At 74.9% G+C, this 20,972-nt stretch carries 14 protein-coding genes and 1 pseudogene; 10 read left to right on the plus strand and 5 right to left on the minus strand.

What is annotated here, in order from left to right:
* Positions 1 to 405: 405 nt before the first annotated feature.
* Together ACIP60_RS07155 and ACIP60_RS07160 are read left to right on the plus strand one after the other, a co-directional pair.
* Entirely contained in the window at positions 406 to 1,602 is a 1,197-nt protein-coding gene (locus ACIP60_RS07155; protein WP_400680935.1) for an anion permease, read from the plus strand.
* 28 nt (positions 1,603 to 1,630) lie between these two features.
* On the plus strand, positions 1,631 to 1,855 hold the full coding sequence (locus ACIP60_RS07160) for a hypothetical protein (RefSeq protein WP_400680938.1): 225 nt from the start codon (positions 1,631 to 1,633) through the stop codon (positions 1,853 to 1,855).
* A gap of 138 nt (positions 1,856 to 1,993) precedes the next feature.
* Here ACIP60_RS07160 and yicI read toward each other — a convergent pair whose 3' ends face one another.
* On the minus strand, positions 1,994 to 4,264 hold the full coding sequence (gene yicI / locus ACIP60_RS07165) for an alpha-xylosidase (RefSeq protein WP_400680939.1): 2,271 nt from the start codon (positions 4,262 to 4,264) through the stop codon (positions 1,994 to 1,996).
* Between the two features lie 55 nt (positions 4,265 to 4,319).
* The gene (locus ACIP60_RS07170) at positions 4,320 to 7,145 is read right to left on the minus strand and encodes a glycoside hydrolase family 3 C-terminal domain-containing protein (protein WP_400681569.1); all 2,826 of its coding nucleotides are present in this window, start codon (positions 7,143 to 7,145) and stop codon (positions 4,320 to 4,322) included.
* A 228-nt stretch (positions 7,146 to 7,373) separates the two neighbouring features.
* Between ACIP60_RS07170 and ACIP60_RS07175 the strand changes: the two genes are divergently transcribed.
* The 7 genes and pseudogenes from ACIP60_RS07175 to ACIP60_RS07205 all read left to right on the plus strand — a co-directional run bounded on the left by ACIP60_RS07175 (position 7,374) and on the right by ACIP60_RS07205 (position 17,506).
* Entirely contained in the window at positions 7,374 to 9,056 is a 1,683-nt protein-coding gene (locus ACIP60_RS07175; protein WP_400680941.1) for a Tat pathway signal sequence domain protein, read from the plus strand.
* Positions 9,053 to 10,036, plus strand: coding sequence for an ABC transporter permease (locus ACIP60_RS07180; protein WP_400680944.1), 984 nt, complete (start codon positions 9,053 to 9,055; stop codon positions 10,034 to 10,036). The genes ACIP60_RS07175 and ACIP60_RS07180 overlap by 4 nt, the downstream gene beginning before the upstream one ends.
* Positions 10,033 to 11,028 (plus strand): carbohydrate ABC transporter permease, encoded by a 996-nt coding sequence (locus ACIP60_RS07185; protein ID WP_400680946.1) that lies wholly within the window; start codon positions 10,033 to 10,035, stop codon positions 11,026 to 11,028. The genes ACIP60_RS07180 and ACIP60_RS07185 overlap by 4 nt, the downstream gene beginning before the upstream one ends.
* Positions 11,029 to 11,132: 104 nt before the next feature.
* Positions 11,133 to 12,191: a LacI family DNA-binding transcriptional regulator gene (locus ACIP60_RS07190; RefSeq protein WP_400680948.1), complete on the plus strand. Its 1,059-nt coding sequence runs from the start codon at positions 11,133 to 11,135 to the stop codon at positions 12,189 to 12,191.
* 147 nt (positions 12,192 to 12,338) lie between these two features.
* Positions 12,339 to 14,339, plus strand: coding sequence for a beta-galactosidase (locus ACIP60_RS07195; RefSeq protein WP_400680950.1), 2,001 nt, complete (start codon positions 12,339 to 12,341; stop codon positions 14,337 to 14,339).
* Positions 14,336 to 16,516 (plus strand): annotated as a pseudogene (locus tag ACIP60_RS07200) (glycosyl hydrolase family 95 catalytic domain-containing protein). The gene ACIP60_RS07195 and the pseudogene ACIP60_RS07200 overlap by 4 nt, the downstream one beginning before the upstream one ends.
* A gap of 6 nt (positions 16,517 to 16,522) precedes the next feature.
* Positions 16,523 to 17,506 (plus strand): acetylxylan esterase, encoded by a 984-nt coding sequence (locus ACIP60_RS07205; protein ID WP_400680952.1) that lies wholly within the window; start codon positions 16,523 to 16,525, stop codon positions 17,504 to 17,506.
* Positions 17,507 to 17,678: 172 nt separating this feature from the next.
* Here the strand turns inward: ACIP60_RS07205 and ACIP60_RS07210 are convergent, their stop codons facing one another.
* Positions 17,679 to 17,900 carry a hypothetical protein gene (locus ACIP60_RS07210; RefSeq protein ID WP_400680954.1) on the minus strand — a complete coding sequence of 74 codons (222 nt, stop codon included), beginning with the start codon at positions 17,898 to 17,900 and terminating at the stop codon, positions 17,679 to 17,681.
* Positions 17,901 to 18,385: 485 nt separating this feature from the next.
* Positions 18,386 to 19,072 carry an MBL fold metallo-hydrolase gene (locus ACIP60_RS07215; protein ID WP_400680955.1) on the minus strand — a complete coding sequence of 229 codons (687 nt, stop codon included), beginning with the start codon at positions 19,070 to 19,072 and terminating at the stop codon, positions 18,386 to 18,388.
* Positions 19,073 to 19,220: 148 nt separating this feature from the next.
* Here ACIP60_RS07215 and ACIP60_RS07220 point away from each other — a divergent pair, with 148 nt between their 5' ends.
* Positions 19,221 to 20,078 carry a CHAD domain-containing protein gene (locus ACIP60_RS07220; protein ID WP_400680958.1) on the plus strand — a complete coding sequence of 286 codons (858 nt, stop codon included), beginning with the start codon at positions 19,221 to 19,223 and terminating at the stop codon, positions 20,076 to 20,078.
* Between the two features lie 25 nt (positions 20,079 to 20,103).
* Here ACIP60_RS07220 and ACIP60_RS07225 read toward each other — a convergent pair whose 3' ends face one another.
* Positions 20,104 to 20,883, minus strand: a complete 780-nt coding sequence (locus ACIP60_RS07225) for a uracil-DNA glycosylase (RefSeq protein WP_400680960.1) — start codon at positions 20,881 to 20,883, stop codon at positions 20,104 to 20,106.
* Between the last annotated feature and the right edge of the window lie 89 nt (positions 20,884 to 20,972).

The following is a 20,972-nucleotide window of genomic DNA, read 5'->3' on the forward strand; positions in this document are numbered from 1 at the left end:
CCGCTCCCGGACGAAAGCGACCACGCCATGACCGACCTGCGGCTCGTCCCCGCGTCGCCCGCGCCCGCGTCGCCCGCACCCGCGTCGCCCGCGCCCGCACCCGCGCCCACGGCGGACCGGAACGGGTCCGGCGGAGCGGACCTCCGTCGACCACCGCGCGGCCCGGCGCCCGGGGCGCTGCCCGACGGCACCGACGAGGACCGGCGGGCACCCGGCCGGGCCCACCGCGCGGCAGGCGCCGGGCACTGCCGCTTCGCCGCGTCCTACGAGGACTGACAGCACGCCTCCCGCCGGAGCCGGGGGGCCGCCCCGCCCGGCAGTCCCGGCCCGGTGCGCGCGGAATCTGCGCACGGGGTTCACACCGCGGTCGCCGGGAGGACCGGGCCGCCGTGCTGCCATGGAGACATGGCACACGTGTCGTTCCTCGTCGTCCTGGTCGTCGTGACGGCCCTCGCCTTCGACTTCACCAACGGTTTCCACGACACCGCCAACGCCATGGCCACCTCGATCGCCACCGGCGCGCTCAGCCCGCGGACCGCCGTGCTGATCAGCGGCGTCCTCAACCTGGCGGGCGCGTTCCTGTCGACCGAGGTGGCCCGGACGGTCTCGGGCGGCATCGTGGACGACGCGCTGGTCACCCCGGGGGTGATCTTCGCGGGGCTGGTCGGCGCGATCCTGTGGAACCTGACGACCTGGCTGCTGGGCCTGCCCTCCAGTTCCTCGCACGCCCTGTTCGGCGGCCTCATCGGGGCGGTCTGCGTGGGCGTCGGGACCGGCGGCGTCCACTTCGTCACGGTGGTGCAGAAGGTCCTGCTGCCCGCGCTGCTCTCCCCGCTGATCGCCGGCGCGGCGGCCCTGCCCGCCACCTACCTCGCCTACCGGCTGACCTCCGGCGGTCGGCGCGACCGCCCGGAGGTCGCAGGGTCCGCAGGGACCGCGCGAACCGGGCCCGCCGACGCGGCCGTCCCCGAGCGCGGCTTCCGGGTCGGGCAGGTCTTCTCGGCGTCCCTGGTCTCGCTCGCCCACGGCACCAACGACGCCCAGAAGACCATGGGCATCATCACACTGACCCTCATCTCGGCCGGGGCGCTGGACAGTTCGGCCGGGCCGCCGCTGTGGGTCGTGGCGACGGCGGGCCTGGCCATCTCGCTGGGCACCTACCTGGGGGGCTGGCGGATCATCCGGACGATGGGCCGGGGCATCACGGACATCCACCCGCCGCAGGGCTTCGCCGCCGAGACCGCCGCCACCGCCGTCATCCTCTCCTCCGCACACCTCGGCTTCCCGCTGTCCACCACGCAGGTGTGCTCGGGCGGCATCCTCGGCGCCGGGCTGGGCCGCCGGCTCGCCGAGGTGCGCTGGGGCACCGCCGGGCGGGTCGCCGTCGGCTGGGCGCTGACCCTGCCCGCCGCCGCGGCGGTCGGCGCGCTGGCCGCGCTGCTGGTGGTGCACGGCGGCACCGCCGGGATCGCCGTCACCGCGCTGGCGGCGCTCGCGCTCAGCACCGTGATCGTCCTCGCGGCCCGGCGGACGCCGGTCGACGCCTCGAACGTCAACGACGACCACACGGTGGCCGTGCGTCCGGCCCCCGCGTCCGCCTGATCCGTCCCACCGCGCCCCGGGAGGGCCCGTGCACATCGACTGGACCGCGCTCGGCCAGGTCGCCCTGGTCGGCATCGGCGCCACCACCGCCCTGGTCGGCCTGTTCGCGACGGGCCTGCGGGCCGCGGACCGCGCGGCGGCGGCCCCCGCGCCCCGGCGGCCGCCGCTGCGGCTGGCCGCCGGCCTGTGCTTCCTGGCCTGCCTGACCGCCACCGCCTACGGCCTCTACCTGATCGTGCCCGCCTTCCACTGAGCGTCCGGCGAGCCCGGCGAACCCGGCGAACCCGGCAGGCCCGGCGGGTCCGGCGACGCGCTGCCCGGCGCGGGAGGTCCCCCGGGGGCGCGGCCCCGCTCCCGGGGGAGGTGCGAACGGGCCTCAGGCGAGCGGGCCTCAGGCGAGCGGGATCTCGGCCTCCCGGGTGCCCGCCGGGAAGGGGTGGCGGCGGCCCGCGTGCCGGAGGTTCCAGGGCTTGGGGCTGTCGGTGGTCACCAGCAGCCGGTCACCCGCGCGGCGGACGGTGAAGACCGCCGCCGCCCCGGTGCCGGAGGTCTCCGGGACGACCACCTCGCGGACGGCGCCGTCCGCGAAGGAGTGCACCAGCAGGGTGAGGCCGTCGGCCCAGTCGGAGACCGGGCGGGAGTCGTCGGCGGCGAGCGGGAGGACCGAGTCGGGGCGGGCCAGCAGCGGGAGGGTGGCGAAGCCGTGGCGTTCGCGGACCCAGCGCGGGCCGGTGACCGCGTCGCCGGTCAGCACGTTCGTCCAGACGCCCGCGGGCACGTAGTACTCCACCGTGCCGTCCTCGGTGAACACCGGCGCCACCAGCAGGTCGCCGCCCAGCAGGTACTGCCGGTCGAGCGCGGCGACCGCCGGATCGGACGGGAACTCCAGCAGCATCGCCCGCATCACCGGCGTGCCGTGCAGGTGCGCCTGCTGGGCGGCGTACTGGAGGTAGGGGGCGAGCCGGTGCTTGAGCCGGGTGAAGGCGCGGGTGACGTCCACCGCCTCCTCGCCGTAGTCCCACGGCACCCGGTACGACTTGGAGCCGTGCAGGCGGCTGTGCGAGGACAGCAGGCCGAACTGCACCCAGCGCTTGAACACCGCCTCGGTCGGGGTGCCCTCGAAGCCGCCGATGTCGTGGCTCCAGAACCCGAAGCCGGACAGGCCCAGCGATAGGCCGCCGCGCAGCGACTCCGCCATCGCGGTGAACGTCGACTCGCAGTCGCCGCCCCAGTGCACCGGGAACCGCTGGCCGCCCGCCGTCGCCGAGCGGGCGAACAGCACCGCCTCGCCCTCGCCGCGCTCCGCGCGCAGCAGCTCGAACACCGCCTCGTTGTAGCGCTGGGCGTACAGGTTGTGCATCCGCTCCGGGTCGCTGCCGTCGTGCCAGACCACGTCGGTGGGGATGCGCTCGCCGAAGTCGGTCTTGAAGCAGTCCACGCCCTGGCCGAGCAGCCGGCGCAGCCGCTCGGTGAACCAGGCCGTCGCCGCCGGGTTGGTGAAGTCCACCAGCGCCATGCCCGGCTGCCACAGGTCCCACTGCCAGACCGTGCCGTCGGCGCGGCGCACCAGGTAGCCCTCGCGCCGGCCCTCCTCGAACAGCTCGGAGCGCTGCGCCAGGTACGGGTTGATCCACACGCACAGCCTCAGGCCCTGCTCCTTCAACCGGGCCAGCATGCCCACCGGGTCGGGGAAGGTGTCCGGGTCCCAGACGAAGTCGCTCCAGTGGTAGCCGCGCATCCAGAAGCAGTCGAAGTGGAAGACGCTCAGCGGGATGCCGCGCTCGGCCATCCCCCGGGTGAAGCGGGTGACGGTCGCCTCGTCGTAGTCGGTGGTGAAGGAGGTGGACAGCCACAGGCCCAGCGCCCACGCGGGCGGCAGGGCGGGGCGGCCGAGCAGCCCGGTGTAGCGGGCCAGCACCTGCTTGGGCGTGGGCCCCCGGAAGACCAGGAACTCCATCGACTGGTCCTCGACGCTGAACTGCACCTGCCCGACGGCCTCCGAGGCCACCTCGTACGAGACCCGCCCGGGGTGGTTGACCAGCACGCCGTAGCCGCGGCTGCTCAGGTGGAACGGGACGTTCTTGTACGCCTGTTCGCTGCTGGTGCCGCCGTCGGCCTGCCAGATGTCCACCGTCTGGCCGTTCTTGACGAACGGGGTGAACCGCTCGCCCAGCCCGTACACCGACTCGCCGACGCCGAGCGCGAGTTGGGCCACCATGTGGTGCCGGCCGTCGGCGTCGACGGCGAAGCCCAGGCCGCGCCCGCCCAGCGAGGTGATCGGCTCGCCGTCGGAGCGGAACTCGGCCTTCCACGGGCCGGCGGTGTCCACCCGCAGGGTCAGCCCGCCGGAGCGGAGCTCGACCCCCGTGCCGTCCCGGACCACCGTCCCGGCGCCGTCCGTGCGGCCGACCAGCTCGAACCCGCCGCCGGGGCGCACGGACCCGGCGTGGTGGGTGAACCGGACGGCGATCACGCCCTCGGCGGGGGAGTGGCAGTCGACGGTCAGCAGCGGGGAGTTGAGGGTGTCGGCCCGGTCGGCGACCCGCCGCAGCGGCGCCCACAGGGTGAACCGGTCCGGCTCGGTGCGGACGTCGGCGACCTCGGCGGCGTAGCGGTTGGTCACGCCCGGGCGCATCAGCCAGTAGCCGTCGGTGAACTTCATCGGGGGATCTCCAAGCGGAAGGGCGGGGCGGGGGTGCGGGCGGCGGGGCGGTCGCTCAGGCGACGGTGAACGCGGTGAGCCGGACCGGCCCGCGCAGGGCGACCCGCAGGTCGTGCACGCCCTCCGGGACCCCGGACAGCGCGGCGGTGACGGTCCGCCGGGCGTGGCGGTGGCCGGTGTGCGGCACGGCGACGGTGGCCAGCACCGCGCCGTCCACCGCGAACTCCACCACCGCGCGGTCCGCGTCGGCCAGCGCGACCTCCACCGAGACCTCCCGGGCACCGGTCAACTCCGTCGCGGAGAAGAGCAGTTCGGCGTCCTGACCGGCGGGGGTGACCGCGTCGCCGGACTCCCGGGCGGCGTCGACCAGGGCGGCCCCCCGGTGCGCGTCGAAGTCCGCGGCGCCGGTGCGGCGGCCCAGGACGGCGCGCGGCGCCGGAGCCGGGCCCTCGACGGTGACCTCGGCGGTGGCGCGGACGTCCTCGGCGGAGGCCGCGGCGAGCAGCCGGTAGCGGCCCGGGTCGACGGTGAACGCGCCGGTGGCGACGTCCCAGTGCGCCAGGTGGGCGGCGACCGGGAGGTCGAAGACCAGGCGGCGGCTCTCGCCGGGCGCCAGGGTGAGCTTGCGGAAGTCGGCGAGCCGGCGGCGCGGCGCCTGGTAGCGGGCCGCCGGCGCGCACGCGTACAGCTGCACCACCTCGGTGCCGCCGCGGGGGCCGGTGTTGGTCACCGTCAGCGCCGCCCGCACGCTGCCGTCCCGGCCCACGGTGGCCGCGTCGAGCTCCAACTCCCCGTACCGGAAGGTGCCGTAGGACAGGCCGTGGCCGAACGGGTAGCGCGGCGCGGCCTCGTGGTACTGGTACGTCCAGCCGGCCTGGATGATGTCGTAGTCCAGCGGGTGCGGCAGCTCGTCGTCGCCGCGGTACCAGGTCTGCGGGAGCCGGCCGGCCGGGTCGGCGTCGCCGAACAGCACGTCGGCGAGGGCGTGGCCGGTCTCCTGGCCGGCGTGCGAGGTCCACAGGACGGCGGGCAGGTGCGCGTCGGCCCAGTCGACGGCGTACGGGTAGCTGCTCGTCACGATCAGCGCGGTCTCCGGGCGGACGGCGGCGACCGCCTCCAGCAGCTCCTGCTGGGCGGGCGGCAGGGCCAGGTCCCGGCGGTCCTCGGTCTCGCGGCCGTGGATCAGCGGGTGGTTGCCGAGCACGACCAGGGCGAGGTCGGCGCCGGCCGCCGCCGCGACGGCCTCCGCCCGTCCGTCGCGCAGCAGTTCGCGGGTGAAGCGCTCGGCGTCCGCCGGGTCCGCGGCGGTGACCCGGACGGTGCCGTCGGCGTTCAGCGCCGCGTACCGGCCGCTCAGCACGGAGCGCAGCAGCACGCCGCCTTCCACCTCGTCCAGGCGGAAGGTCTCGTGCACGTCCCAGCTCTTGATCACGGCCCGGTCGGCGACCAGCGAGCCGTCCGCCCCGACGGAGAGGAAACGCCCGCTGTCGGCGGCGCGCAGGGTGAGCACGCCCAGGCCCCAGTCGCCCAGGTCGAAGGCGGTGCCGTTCAGCGGCTCGCCGGTGGCGGTGGAGCGCAGCAGGATCCGGTCGGCGCCCTCGTGCACCGTCAACTCGCCTCCGGCGGGGGCGAGTCGGGCGCGCAGGCCGTCGGCGACGGTGACCGCGTAGGGCAGCGTGCCGGAGTACCAGTCCTCGAACAGGGCGTCGCCGTGCGGGCCGATCACGGCGATCCTCCGCGTCGGGTCGGTGAGCGGCAGCAGGCCGGTGTTCTTCAGCAGCACGGTGCAGGCGGCGGCGGCCCGGCGGGCCAGCGCACGGTGCGGGGCGCTGTCGACCACCTCGGCGCCGATCTGCGCGTACGGGTCCAGCTCGGGGTCGAACTCGCCCAGCCGGAAGCGGAGTTCGAACTGGCGGCGGACCGCGCGGTCGATGTCCTCCTGGTCGATCAGGCCGCGCTCCAGGGCCTCGCGGAGCCGGCCGAGGACGGTCCCGCTGTCCTCGCCGTGGTCGGTGAAGGAGTCGATGCCGGCCTTCAGCGCGGCGGCGTGGCCCTCGGCGTGGTCGTCGAAGTAGTGCTCCGGGTCGACCAGGTTGGAGGGCGCCTCGGCGTCGGAGACCACGAACAGCCGGTGGCCGGTCGGCTCGGCCCAGCGGCGCAGCTCGGTCTCCAGCAGCGGGGAGACGTGGCAGGGGCGGCCGTTGACCAGGTTGTACGCGGCCATCACCCCGGTGGCCGCGCCGGAGGCGACCGCCGGTCTGAACGCGGCCAGGTCGTACTCGTGCAGCACGCGCGGGCGCAGGCCGGAGGAGGTGGTGCAGCGGTCGTCCTCGTTGTTGTACCCGAGGAAGTGCTTGAGCACCGGGGCGGCCCGCAGGCGGGTCGGGTCGTCGCCGGCCAGGCCGCGGCAGAACGCCTCGCCGAGGCGGGCGGTGTGCACCGGGTCCTCGGAGTAGCCCTCCTCGTTGCGGCCCCAGCGCGGGTCGCGCAGCAGGTTCAGCACCGGGGCCCAGACCTGCAGGCTGTTGGGACCGCGGTCGGGGGCGACGGCGGCCGGGCGGTGGTGGTGGAAGGCCCGCAGTTCGACCGAGACCGCCTCGGCGACCTCGCGGACCAGTTCCTCGTCCCAGCTCGCGCCGAGGCCGACGGCCTGCGGGAACACGGTGGCCGCACCCAGCCAGGAGACGCCGTGCAGGGCCTCCGCGCCGGTGCGGAACGCGCCGACGCCCAGGCGGGGCACGGCGGGGGCGTACTGGTGGAGCATCGAGAGGCGCTCGGCGGGGGAGAGCCTGGACAGCAGATCGTCGACGCGCTTGTCCAGCGGAAGCGCGGAATCGCGGAACGGGAACCGCTCGGCGGCGGAAGGGGACGGGGAACTCAACGGGCTCACCCCAGGATGATCGTGCGGTGCGGTCGGTCGTCGAAGCGGATCGACGCTGACACGAAGCATGAACCCTGTCAACTCCCGTTGGCTACAGGGAAAATGAATTTGTCCAGGCACTTGTCCAATCGGAAACGTGTCGTTACTGTCACCGCAACATCAAGCGCTTCGACAGTCAAGCGCTTCGACAGCGCCCGGTGCCGGGCGTCGCGGAAGGGCCTCCCCACCATGAGAACCGAGCTGAACCGCAGATCCTTCGTCACCGCCGCCGTCTCCGTCGCCGGAGCCGCGGCGATGACCCCCCTGCTGGCCGCCTGCGGGGGCGGCGGCGCGAAGCACAGGACGGGCGCGAACTCGGCCGACGGCGTCAAGTCGGCCCTGCCGGCCTTCACCGCCAGCACCTCCGTGACCCCGGACATCCCCTCGGTGACCGGCGCGGACGGCGCGATGACCGACCCGGCCTTCCTGACCTACCCGGCCGACCCGGTCGCCACGGTCACCGGCGTGCCCGGCAAGGGCGGCAGCTACTCGGCCGTCACCCCGCTGTGGGGCACCGTCCCGCCCGCGGGCAACTCGTTCTACACCGCGATGAACAAGGCGCTCGGCGTCACGCTCGAGATGAAGCCGGCCGACGGCAACAACTACGCCACCATCATCCCCACCATGACCGCGGCCAAGAAGCTGCCGGACTGGATCCAGCTCCCGACCTGGTGGAACCCGAACTTCAACGTCGGCGAGCTCGCCGCCTCCCAGTTCGCCGACCTCACCCCCTTCCTGGCCGGCGACAGGATCGGCAGGTACCCGAACCTGGCGGCCATCCCCACCGGCGCGTGGCAGGCCGGCATCTGGGGCGACAAGCTCTACGGCATCCCCTCCTTCTCCACCGGCTTCTCCATCGCGGGCACCACCTTCTACCGGCGGGACGTCCTCGAGGCCAGGGGCATCACCGCGGACCAGGTCAAGACGCTCGACGACCTGATGGGCCTGGGCAAGGAGCTCACCGACGAGAAGGCCGGCACCTGGGCCTTCGACGACGTGTGGACCTACCTCTTCCCGTTCTTCGACGTCCCCAACAAGTGGAAGCTCACCGACGGCAAGCTCGTCCACAAGTACGAGACCCCGGAGCTGCTGGAGGCCCTGGACTGGCACCACAGGCTCGCCGCCTCCGGCTGCCTGCACCCCGACGCGATCGCCGGCAACAACGCCGACGCCAACACCCGCTTCTACGCGGGCAAGACCCTCATCCAGGGCGGCGGCACCGGCGCCTGGAACCTCGCCGACCAGCTCTCCGGCGCCGCCGCCGCCCCCGGCTACCGCCGCGGCTCGTTCGACTTCCTCACCGCGAAGAGCGGCGGCACGCCCAGGCTGTTCATGGGCTCCTCCACCAGCCTGATGAGCTACCTCAACGCCAAGCTCAAGCCCGAGCAGATCGAGGAACTGCTCGCGGTCGCCGACTACCTGGCCGCGCCGTACGGCTCCGCCGAGTACACCATGGTCAACTTCGGCGTCGAGGGCATCCACCACACCCGGGTCGACGGCGTGCCGACCTTCACCGACGAGGGCAAGAAGGACGTCCAGGCGCAGACCTACCCCTTCCTGGCCACCGCCTCCTCGGTCGTCTCCAACCCCGGCGCCGACCAGGTCACCAAGGACATCGCCGCCTTCCAGGCCGCCAACGTCAAGCACCTCTATAAGCCGCTGTTCTGGAACATGAACATCTCGATGCCGCAGAACATCGCCACCGTCGACACCGCGCAGGCCGTCGAGGACACCATCAAGGACTGCTACCACGGCAAGAAGAAGGTCTCCGACGTCCAGGCCGCCATCTCCACCTGGAAGTCCGGCGGCGGCGACCGCCTCAAGCAGTGGATGACCGACAACGTCCTGAGCACGTACGGAACGGGTCAGTGAGCACGGCGCGACCGGAACGGGGCGAGGACACCACCACCGGCCGGAGGAGCACCGGCCGCAGTGGCGCCGTCCGGCTGGACTGGCGGGTCAGGCTGCGGCGCGACCGGACGCTGCTGCTGATGACCCTCCCGGCCGTGGTCCTGCTGCTGATCTTCAACTACGCGCCGCTGTTCGGCCTGGTCACCGCCTTCCAGTACTACGACCCGCTGGTCGGCGTGCGCGACAGCGAGTGGGCCGGCCTCGCGCAGTTCCAGCAGCTCTTCCACGATCCGCTGTTCTGGGGGGCGCTGAAGAACACCCTCTGGCTCAGCCTGGTCCAGCTGGTGCTGTTCTTCCCCGTCCCGATCGCGCTGGCCCTGCTGCTCAACACGGTGCTCAGCGAACGGCTGCGCAACTTCGTCCAGTCCGTGGTCTACCTGCCGCACTTCTTCTCCTGGGTGCTGGCCGTCACGATCTTCCAGCAGATGCTCGGCGGCGCGGGAATCCTCAACCACTTCCTGCGGCAGAACGACATCGCCCCCTGGGACATCACCACCAACCCGCACACCTTCGTCCTCCTGGTCACCTCGCAGGCGATCTGGAAGGAGGCCGGCTGGGGCATCATCGTCTTCCTCGCCGCACTGGCCGCCATCAACACCGACCTGTACGAGGCCGCCGCCGTCGACGGCGCCGGACGCCGGCGCCGCACCTGGCACATCACCCTGCCCGGCCTGCGCGGCGTGATCGTGCTGATGCTGGTGCTGCGCCTGGGCAACGCGCTGACCGTCGGCTTCGAACAGTTCCTGATCCAGCGCGAGGCGGTCGGCCACGAATCCGCCGACGTGCTCGACACCTTCTCCTTCTACTACGGCATCGCCACCGGCAACTACAGCTTCGGCGCCGCGGCCGGCCTCTTCAAGAGCGTCATCTCGCTGCTGCTGATCTGGGGGGCCAACAAGCTGGCACACGCCTTCGGCGAGGACGGGTTGTACCGCAGATGAGCCAGACACCCACCACCGTCCGCGAGGGCACCGCGTCCGCGGCGCCCGCCGCCCCCGCACCCCGCCCGGCCGGGACCGGCCGCCCCCGCGCCCGGGCCGGGCGGGCCCCCTGGGAGGAGCCGCCCACCGCGCTCGGCCGGGGCGCCAAGGGCATCACCCTGGTCGGCGTGGTTGCCGCCGTGGCCGTCCCGCTCTGGATCATCGTGCTGACCAGCGTCTCCACCCCCGGCGCCGTCAACCGGGCCGGCGGGCTGGTGATCCGGCCCGACGGCCTCACCCTCGACGCCTACCGGCAGATGCTCGGCGACGGCACCGTCCGCACCGCCCTGACGGTCAGCCTCGCCGTCACCCTGGTCGGCACCGCCGTCTCGATGGCCGTCTCGGTGACGGCCGCCTACGGGCTGTCCCGCTCCGGGTCCTTCGCGCACCGGCCGATCCTCACCCTGCTGGTCGTCACCATGTTCGTCAGCGGCGGACTGATCCCGAGCTTCCTGGTGGTCACCGGCCTCGGCGGCTACGACCGGTGGTGGTCGCTGGTCCTGCCCAGTGCCGTGTCGGTGTTCAACATCCTGGTGCTGCGCTCGTTCTACTCCACCACCTCCGCCGACCTGATCGACGCCGCCCGCATCGACGGCGCCGGCGACTGGCGCATCCTGTGGTCGGTGGTGCTGCCCACCTCCCGGGCCGTCACCGCCGTCATCGCGCTGTTCTACGCGGTCGGCTACTGGAACTCGTTCTTCAACGTCATGCTCTACCTGCCGACCTCGGCCGAGAAGTGGCCGCTGCAGTACGTGCTGCTGACCTACGTCAACCGCGGCAACGGACTGCCCGGCTCCGTCAACTCCGGCTTCGGGGCCGCCAACGCGCAGACCGCGCCGCTCACCCTGCAGATGGCCGTCGTGGTCCTCACCCTGGTGCCGCTGCTGCTGGTGTACCCGTTCATGCAGAAGCACTTCCGCACCGGCGTCCTCACCGGCGCCGTCAAGGGCTGAACCACCATCGAGCCACGGCGGGAGCCGCGCACGGCCCGGCGTCAGTAACCTGGCGCCGCAGGGGGCCGCACACCCCACCGACCAGGAAAGCAGGAACCGCACCCATGGTGACTCTCGCCGACGTGGCCCGGCACGCGGGCGTCTCGCCCAGCACCGTCAGCTACGTGCTCAGCGGCAAGCGCTCGATCTCGGAGGCCACCCGCCGCCGCGTCCAGCACGCCGTCGAGGAACTCGGCTACCACCCCAACGCCGGCGCCCGGGCGCTCGCCGGCCGGCGCTCCCACATCATCGCCCTCGTCGTGCCGCTGCGCACCGACGTGTACGTGCCGATCATGATGGAGATCGCCGTATCGGTCACCATGGCGGCCCGCCAGCACGGCTACGACGTGCTGCTGATCACCAACGACGAGGGCCCCGACGGGGTCCGCCGGGTCGCCGCCAGCGGCCTGGCGGACGGGGTCATCCTGATGGACGTCGAACTCGACGACGAGCGCATCCCGGTCCTGCGCGACCAGGGCATCCAGGCCGCGACGATCGGCCTGCCCGCCGACAGCACCGGCCTGTCCTGCGTCGACCACGACTTCGCCGCCGCCGGCGCCCAGTGCGCCGACCACCTGGCCGACCTCGGCCACCGCGACGTCGCCTTCATCGGCTACGCGCCCGCCGTCTACCACCGCCACGCCGGGTACGCCGAACGCACCCTGACGGGGTTTCGAGAGCGCGCCCTCGAACGCGGCCTGAGATTCCTGCACCGCCCCTGCGAAGGAACCTACGAATCCACGGCCGGCACCCTGGCGCGCATCCTCGCCGACCGGCCCGACACCACCGGCTTCGTGGTGCAGAACGAGAACGCCATCGGCCCGCTGCTGCAACTGCTGCCCACCAGCGGACGCACCGTCCCCGAGGACGCCTCGGTGGTCGCGCTCTGCCCCGAACAGCTCGCCGAGCAGTACGCCCCCGGCCTGACCGCCGTCACCGGCCCCGCCCAGGAACTCGGCCGGGTCGCCGTCGACCAGGTGATGCGCCGGATCGCCGCCGCCGAACACGGCACCGAACCCGAGGACGAACTCGTCCTGCTCACCCCCGTCCTGACGCCCCGGCAGAGCAGCGGCCCGCTGCTCGCCCCCGTCCCGCCCGTCCGAAGGGGGGAGCGCCGCCCGTGACGGCCCCCGGCCGGGGCACCGGCCGAGGGCGCGGGCCGAGGACGCCGGCTGGGTCACGGCCGGTACGCCGCCGAAGGCGCCGCCCCCTGCGACTGGTTCGACCTCCAGCCCCTCCGCCAGGGCGACCGACCGGACAGGAACACCCGCATGCCCGACCTGAACGACGCCACCCGCGGCCGCATCCTCTACGGCGGCGACTACAACCCCGAGCAGTGGCCCGAGGAGACCTGGCAGGAGGACGTCCGCCTGATGCGGCAGGCCGGCGTCACCAGCGTCACCGTCGGCGTGTTCTCCTGGGCCCGGCTCGAACCCGCCCCCGGTGCCTACGACTTCGGCTGGCTCGACCGGTTGCTCGACCTGCTGCACCAGCACGGCATCGGCGTCGTCCTGGCCACCCCCACCGCCTCCCCGCCGCCCTGGCTCGGCCACCGCCACCCCGAGACACTGCCGCGGGCCGAGAACGGCACCACCGTCTGGTACGGCTCCCGCAACCAGTTCTGCGCCTCCTCCCCGGAGTACCGCCGCCGCGCCGCCGCCGTCACCGAACAGCTCGCCGCCCGCTACGGCGCGCACCCCGCGCTCGTCCTCTGGCACGTCAACAACGAGTACGGCACGCACTGCTGGTGCGACGCCACCGCCGCCCACTTCCGGCGCTGGCTGCGGGACCGGCACGGCACCCTGGAGGAGCTCAACTCCGCCTGGGGCACCGCCTTCTGGAGCCAGCACTACGCCGAGTGGGACGAGATCCTGCCGCCCCGCCAGGCCCAGTACATCCGCAACCCCGCCCAGCTGCTCGACTTCGCCCGCTTCACCTCCGACGCCCTGCTGGAGTGCTACACCGCCGAGCACGCCATCGTCGCCCGGCACAGCCCCGGCATCCCCGTCACCACCAACCACATGCCGTTCTGGCGCGGCCAGGACGGCTGGGCCTGGGCCGAGCGGCAGGACGTCGTCGCGCTCGACATCTACCCCGACCCCGACGCCGCCCTCGGCGCCCAGCACGGCGCCCTGGTCCAGGACCTCGCCCGCTCGCTGGCCGGCGGCCCCTGGATGCTGATGGAACAGGCCACCGGAGCCGTCAACTGGCGCCCCGTCAACCGGCCCAAGCCGGCCGGCCTGATGCGGCTGTGGTCGCTCCAGGCCGTCGCCCGCGGCGCCGACGCGGTCTGCTTCTTCCAGTGGCGCCAGTCCCGGCAGGGCGCCGAGAAGTTCCACTCCGCGATGCTCCCGCACTCCGGCACCGGCAACCGGGTCTTCCGCGAGGCCGCCGCGCTCGGCGCCGACCTCGACCGGCTCGGCCCCGCCGTCTCCGGCACCCGCGTCACCGCCGGGGCCGCCCTGCTGCACGACTGGGACGCCTGGTGGGCGGGCGAACAGCCCGGCCGCCCCTCCGAACTGCTCGACTACCAGGAGAACGTCACCGCCTGGCACCGCGCCCTGTGGGAGGCCAACCACACCACCGACCTCGCCCACCCCGCCGCCGACCTGACGCCCTACCGCCTGGTCGTCATCCCCTCGCTCTACCTGCTCACCGACGCCGCCCTCGACAACCTCGCCGCCTACGTCCGCACCGGCGGCACCCTGGTGACCGGCTACTTCACCGGCGTCGCCGACCACCAGGACCGCATCCGCCCCGGCGGCGTCGACGCCCGGCTGCGCGAGGTGCTCGGCCTCGCCGCCGTCCACCAGTGGTGGCCGCTGCGCGCCGACGAGAGCGTCCGCTGCACCACCGCCGACGGCGCGGACTTCCACGGCACCCTGTGGGCCGAGGAACTGGAGACCGCCGGCGCCGAGACGGTGGCCCGCTACGGCGACGGCGAACTCGCCGGACACCCCGCCGTCACCCGCCACACCCACGGCCGGGGCACCGCCTGGTACCTCTCCACCCGCCCCGACCCCGACGCCCTGCGCGCCCTGCTGACCCGCGCCGCCCGCGAAGCCGGACTCCGCCCCGCCGCCGCCCACCTGCCCCCGGGCGTCGAGGCGGTCCGCCGCGGCGACCTGCTGTTCCTGCTCAACCACGGTGCGCAGCAGGTGCGTTGCGAACTGCCCGGACACTGGGACGACCTGCTGACCGGCCGGACCGCCACCGCCGCCGTCACCCTGGAGCGCCACGGCGCCGCCGTCCTGCGCCCGGCCGCCCGGTGAACCCGCCCCGCCGGCGCGGCAGTTGGGAACCGGCCCCGGCCGCCCGCTGGGAGGAAGCGCTGCTCACCGGCAACGGCACCCACGGCGCGATGGTGCACGGCCGCACCCGCGAGGAACTCGTCGTCGTCAACCACCACCTGCTGCTGCGCCCCAACGGCGGCGAACGGGCCCTCGCGCCCGACGTCGCCGGGCAGTTGGAGGACCTCCGGGACGCCGTCCTGACCGGCCGCGCCCGCGCCGCCGTCGCCCGCCAGGTCACCGCGCCGCTCCAGTGGGTCCGCCCCTTCCACCCCGCCCTCGCCCTGCGACTGCGCCGCCCCGCCACCCCCGCCGACGGCTACCGGCGCGAAGTCGACTACCGCACCGGCGTGGTGGCCACCCACTGGGACGGCCGCCGCGCCGAGACCTTCGCCTCGCGCGCCGACGACCTCCTCGTCCACCGCGAAGTGGGCACCGGAGAGCTGGAGTTGACCCACCACTGGCGGCTCGACGGCGCCCCCGCCGACCTCGACGTCCGCACCCGCGCCGAGACCGGACCGGGCGGCCCGGTGCTGCGCACCGACGTCCGCCACCCCGACACCCCCTACGGCTACACCTGTTGGACGCACGTCCGCGCCACCGGCGGCACCCTGCGCACCGACGGCGCCGCCGTGCACGCCGAGGGCTGCGCCGAAGTGCTGCTGCTCACCCGGGTCCGCCCCTGGGAGGACCCGCAGCCGCCGCCGCTGCCCGACCTGCCCCACGCCGAACTGCTGCGCCGCCACCTCGCCCGGCACACCCCCGCCTACGACCGGGTCGAACTCGACCTCGGCGCGCCCGAGGAGCACCGCGCCCTGCCCGGCTCCGCGCTGCTCGCCGACCCGGAGAAGCACCGGGCCGCCCTGCTGGAGCGGCTGTTCGACGCCGGACGCCACCACCTGCTGAGCTCCGCCGGCACCCTGCCGCCCCGGCTCACCGGCCTGTGGACCGGCTCCTGGGACACCGCCTGGAGCGGCGCGCTCACCTGCGACGCCAACCTCAACCTCCAGGTCGCCTCCGCCGCCGCGGCCGCCCTCCCCGAAGTCAGCCGCGCCCACGCCGCCTTCGTCGCGGGCCAGTTGGCGCACTGGCGGAGCAACGCCCGCCGCCTGTTCGGCCTGCCCGGACTCGTCGCCCCCGCCCACACCGACGGCCGCTCCGGCCACGCCTAACACTACAGCGAGGACTACCCGCTGCACCTGTGGACCGCCGGAGCGCACTGGCTGCTGCACCCCCTGCTCGACCACGTCGACACCACCGGCGACACCGCGATGGACCGGGAACTCGTCCGCCCCGCCCTCGCCGAGACCGCCGACTTCTACCGGGCCTTCCTCACCCGCACCGGACCCGACGGCCGCCTGCTGGTCGTCCCCTCCTACTCGCCCGAGAACACCCCGCACGGCGCCGACAGCCCGATCAGCGTCAACGCCGCCATGGACCTCGCCGCCGCCCGCCACACCCTCACCGCCACCGGCCACCACCGGCTCGCCGACCGGCTGCCCCCCTACCGGATCAACTCCCGGGGGGCGCTCGCCGAATGGGCCTGGCCCGCCGCCCCCGACCACCAGCAGCACCGGCACCTCAGCCACCTGCACCCGGTCTGGCCGCTCGGCGAGATCAACCCGCTCGACACCCCCGACCTGGCCGCCGCCGCCCACCGCGCCCTCCACCTGCGCGGCAGCGAGAACCACTCCGCCCACGGCCACCTGCACCGCGCCCTGGTCGCCGCCCGCCTCGGCGACGCCGACCTGCTCGGCGCGGCCCTCGACGCCGTCCTGCACGGACGCTTCTTCCACCCCTCGCTGATGAGCTCGCACTACCCGGACCTCGACGTGTACAACGCCGACGCCGCCCACACCCTCCCCGGCGTGCTGATCGAAGCACTCCTGCACTCCACCCCCGAACGGATCGTCCTGCTCCCCGCCCCGCCCGCCCACCTGCCGCGCGGCACCGTCCGCGGCCTGCGCACCCGCTGCCGGACCACCCTCACCACGCTGTCCTGGGACACCGCCCAGGGCCGCCTGGACGCCGTGCTGCTCGCCGACACCGACCGCACCGTCACCGTCCACCTCGGCACCGACCCCGACCGGCCCCCGACCCGCCTCGACCTGCGGGCCGGCCACCCCACCCCCCTGCACCTCGACCACCACCGGAGCTGAACCCCCGTGCCGCTCACCGACCTCGACCTCGACGACCTGCGCACCTACCGCCCCGACCTCGCCGCCCCCGCCGACTTCGACGCGTTCTGGGCCGACACCCTCGCCACCGCCCGCGCCGCCGACGGCACCGTCACCGCCGAACTCCGCACCGACACCCGGCTGACCGCCTTCGACGTGCACGACGTCCGCTTCCCCGGCTGGAACGGCGAACCCGTCGCCGCCTGGCTGCTGCTCCCGCGCGGCAGCACCGAACCGCTGCCCGTCATCGTCAAGTACCTCGGCTACACCTGCGGCCGGGCCCTGCCCGCCGAGCACCTGCTACCGCCCGCCGCCGGCTACGCCCACCTGGTCGTCGACAGCCGCGGCCAGGGCCACGACACCCCCGACCGGGGCGAGGGCGGCGGCACCCAGTGGGTCGAGGGCTTCATGACCCGCGGCATCGACAGCCCCCGCCACCACTACTACCGCCGCCTGATCACCGACTGCGTCCGCGCCCTCGACGCCCTCCCGCAGCTGCCCGGCACCGACTCCGCCCGCGTCGTCGTCTCCGGCGCCAGCCAGGGCGGCGGCCTCGCCCTCGCCGTCGCCGCGCTCGCCCCCGGGCGGGTCGCCGCGCTGCTCAGCGACGTCCCGTTCCTGTGCCACTTCCGGCGCGCCGTGCAGATCGCCGGCGAGGGCCCCTACCCCGAGATCGCCAAGTACCTGCGCTGGCACAGCCGGGAGCAGGAGGAGCGGACCTTCGCCACGCTCGCCTACTTCGACGGCGTCCACTTCGCGCCCCGGGCCAGCGCCCCCGCCCTGTTCAGCGTCGGCCTGATGGACCCGGTCTGCCCGCCCTCCACCGTCTTCGCCGCCTACCACCGCTACGGCGGCCCCGCCGCCATCGAGGTCTGGCGCTTCGCCGACCACGGCGGCGGCTACGGCTCCACCCCGGTCAAGCAGCTCGACTGGCTCGCCGGGCACGGCCTCGCCCCGAAGAGCGCCGGCTGACCGGACCGGCCGACCGGACCGGCCGACCGCCGCAGCGCCGCCCGGGCGCTCACCGCTCGGCCGGTCGCGGTCGCGGGGGACCGGTGCTCGGGCACGTCGGCGTCCGGGCCGCGCGGAGGGAGCGCACCGCAGGGGCCGCCTGCGGCCGGGAGGCCGCAGGCGGCGAGGGGGCTCAGGCCCAGATCGACAGGCGGGCGGCGTTCGGGACGACGTCGCAGAAGTAGGTGACCGCCTCGCCGCGGGCCACGTAGCCCTTGCCGGCCGCCTCGCACGCGGCGCCGCTCGGGTACATGCCGACGTAGACGAACCCGGCGGCCTGGGCGGACGGGGCGACCAGCAGGGCGGCCGAGGCCAGCAGGGCGGTCAGGCCGAGAGCCGAAATCGCTTTGCGCATGGGTGGGTTGTTGCCTTCCTCTTCTGGGGGAGGGCGTTCCGGTCGTGATGATCCGGTGCCGGTGAGCAGCTTCCTTCAGTGGCGGACCGCGCGGCAATGGTCGAGACCAATTCGGCCGGAAGTCGCCGGGAGCGGCGCGGCACCCCGGGTGGGGCGCGGTGCGGGCCCGCTCCGGGTGCGGGGCGCCCACCGGAGAGTCCGCCGACGAAGAACCGGCTCCCGCGCGCGGCCCGCCGGTCCGGGAGGGCCGACCGCCCCGGACCGGCGGCCCGGCGGGACGACCGCGCGGACTTCCCGGTTTTCGGCCATTGGTCCAGACCGCATGTCCGGCGGGTGCGGCCGGGCAGCCGACGACCCGGTGTCCGCAGACCCGGTACCCGAGGACCGGGGACCCGCGGACCGGGAACCCGCGGACCGGGAACCCGCGCAGGAGGGCGCGGATCCCCGGCGGGCCCCGGCGGAGCCCACCGGACGTCCGCCGCACCTCACCCGGCCTCCGCCGCCGCCGCGCGCAGCGCCGCCGCCGCGTCCCCCACCAGCGGCGCGCCGTGGCCGAACACCGCGTGGGCGGCCCCGAGCCCGGCCAGGCGGTGCAGCGAGGCGACGGCCCGGGCCCGGTCGGTGTTGAACACGCCCAGCGTCGTACGGCCCACGTTGGCCACCGCGTCGCCCGTGAACAGCAGGTCCGGGCCCGGCAGGTACAGGGCCAGCGAGCCGTCGGTGTGCCCCGGCACGCCGATCACCCGGGCCCCGCCCCCGAACGGCAGCACGTCGCCGTCCACCACCTCGACGTCCACCGGGCACGGCGGCGCGGGCGGCAGCGCCGGCACCGACGCCCGGATCGGACGCTCGAACTCCTCCAGCACCGGCGGCGCGCCCACCGCCTCGCCCCGGATCACCGGCGCCTCCACCCGGTGCGCCACCACCGGCACGCCCCCGTAGCGCGCCGCCAGCCGGGCGGCACCACCCGCGTGGTCCTCGTGCCAGTGCGTCAGCACGATCCGCGCCGGCTCCCCGCCCGGCACCGACTCCACCAGCGCCGCGACCTGCTCCTCCGTCCCCACCGCCCCGCTGTCCACCAGCGTCAACTCCCGTCCGTCCGACCACAGGTAGGCCGCGCCGACCGGCAGGACCAGCATCCGCAACCCCGGCAGCACCTCGATGACATCCATGCCGGCAGTCTGCCCGCCCACCCCGCCCCCGCCCCCCGGATCTGCCCGTGGCAGACGGGCGGCCCGGACCGGCGGCGGCGCGGCGCACCGGACGGGCGGTCCGCGGACCGCCTACCCTGGGACAGCACGGACGGAAGGACGTGACGACGTGGCCCACCGGATCGACGGCAGCGCGGGGGACGTCATCGCCGCGCGCCTGCGCACCCTGACCGCCCAGCTCGCCGCACTCGCGCCCGACGTCCGCGCCGACCGCCCCGACGCCGTCCACCGGATGCGGACCGCCGCCCGCCGCCTGCGCAGCGCCCTGCGCACCCACCGCCGCCACCTGCGCGGCGACCACACCGCCACCGAGGACGAACTGCGCTGGCTCGGCCGGGCCCTCGGACCGGCCCGCGACACCGAGGTGCTCGGCGCCCGCCTGCTCGCCCAGGCCCGCGAACTGCCGCCCGGCGGCGACCGCGAGCGCGTCCTGGCCGAACTCACCGCCTGGAGCGCCCGCGAGGCCCGCGAGGCCCGCGTCCGGGTCCGCACCGCCCTCGACGGCGAACGCTTCCGCCGCCTGCTCGCCACCCTCACCGCCCTCGCCGCCGACCCGCCGCTCACCTCCCGGGCCGCCAAGCGCGCCGGGCCCGAATTCACCCGGGCCCTGCGCCGCGAGCACCGCCGCACCGCCGAACGCCTCGCCGCCGCCCGCCGCGCCCCCGAGGGCCCCGCCCTCGAACGCGCCCTGCACGACGCCCGCAAGGCCGCCAAGCGCGCCCGCTACGCCGGGGAGAGCGCCGGGCGCCCGGCCCGCGCGTTCACCCGCCGGATGAAGGCGCTCCAGGACGTCCTCGGCCGCCACCAGGACGCCGTCGTGGCCCGCGACACGCTCCGGGCCCTCTCCGACGGCGGCTTCGGCTACGGCGTCCTCTACGGCCGGCAGAGCGCCGAACTCGGCTTCGCCCGCGAACTGCTGCCGCAGGTCTGGGAACAGGCCGCCCGGCGGCCCCGGAAGCTGCGCTGAGCGCCCTCCCGCGCCCCCGGACAGCTCAGGCCGGGTCCAGCCCGGCGGCGACGGCCGCAGTGCGCAGCAGGTCGTCGACCATCGGGAGGGTCAGGCGCCCGGTGTAGGTGTTGCGCGGGCTGACGTGGAAGCAGCCGAAGAGGTGCAGCTCGGGGCCGTCGCCGGTGGCGGGCAGGACCGCGTGCGCGCCGTGGCCGAAGACCGGCTTGGGGCGCGGGACCCGCCAGCCCGCGGCGGCCAGCACCGGCAGCACGGCCTGCCAGGCGAAGCCGCCGAGGGCGACCACGGCCCGCACGGTTGGGCGCAGCTCGTCGAACTCGCGGACGATCCACGGCCGGCAGGTGTCGCGTTCGGCGTTGGTCGGCTTGTTCTCCGGCGGGGCGCAGCGCACCGGATCGGTGATCCGCACGCCGTGCAGCCGCAGGCCGTCGCCGCGCCAGGTGGACTCCGGGCGGTTGGCCAGGCCGAGCCGGTGCAGCGAGGCGTACAGCACGTCGCCGGACGGGTCGCCGGTGAAGATCCGGCCGGTGCGGTTGCCGCCGTGCGCGGCGGGGGCGAGGCCGACCAGCACCAGCCGGGCGTCGCGGGGCCCGAAGCCGGGGATCGGCCGCGCCCAGTACTCCTGCTCCCGGAACGCCCGCCGCTTGACCAGCGCGGCCTCCTCCCGCCAGGCCACCAGCCGCGGGCAGGCCCGGCAGTCGACCACCAGGTCGTCCAGCTCGGCCAGGTCGCGGACGCGCGGGGCCAGGACGGCGGGGGAGGAGTCGGAGGGCGGTTCCGGGAAGGAAGCGGGGGACGGTTCCATGGACCGATCCTACGGGCGGCGTCCGCTCCGGGACGGCAGGGCGCGGAGTAGCGTGGAGGTACGGGTCCGGGCACCGGTCGGGCCGGAAC

The organism is Kitasatospora sp. NPDC088783 (assembly GCF_044750705.1).
In the GTDB taxonomy this organism is placed as follows: Bacteria; Actinomycetota; Actinomycetes; order Streptomycetales; family Streptomycetaceae; genus Kitasatospora; species Kitasatospora fiedleri.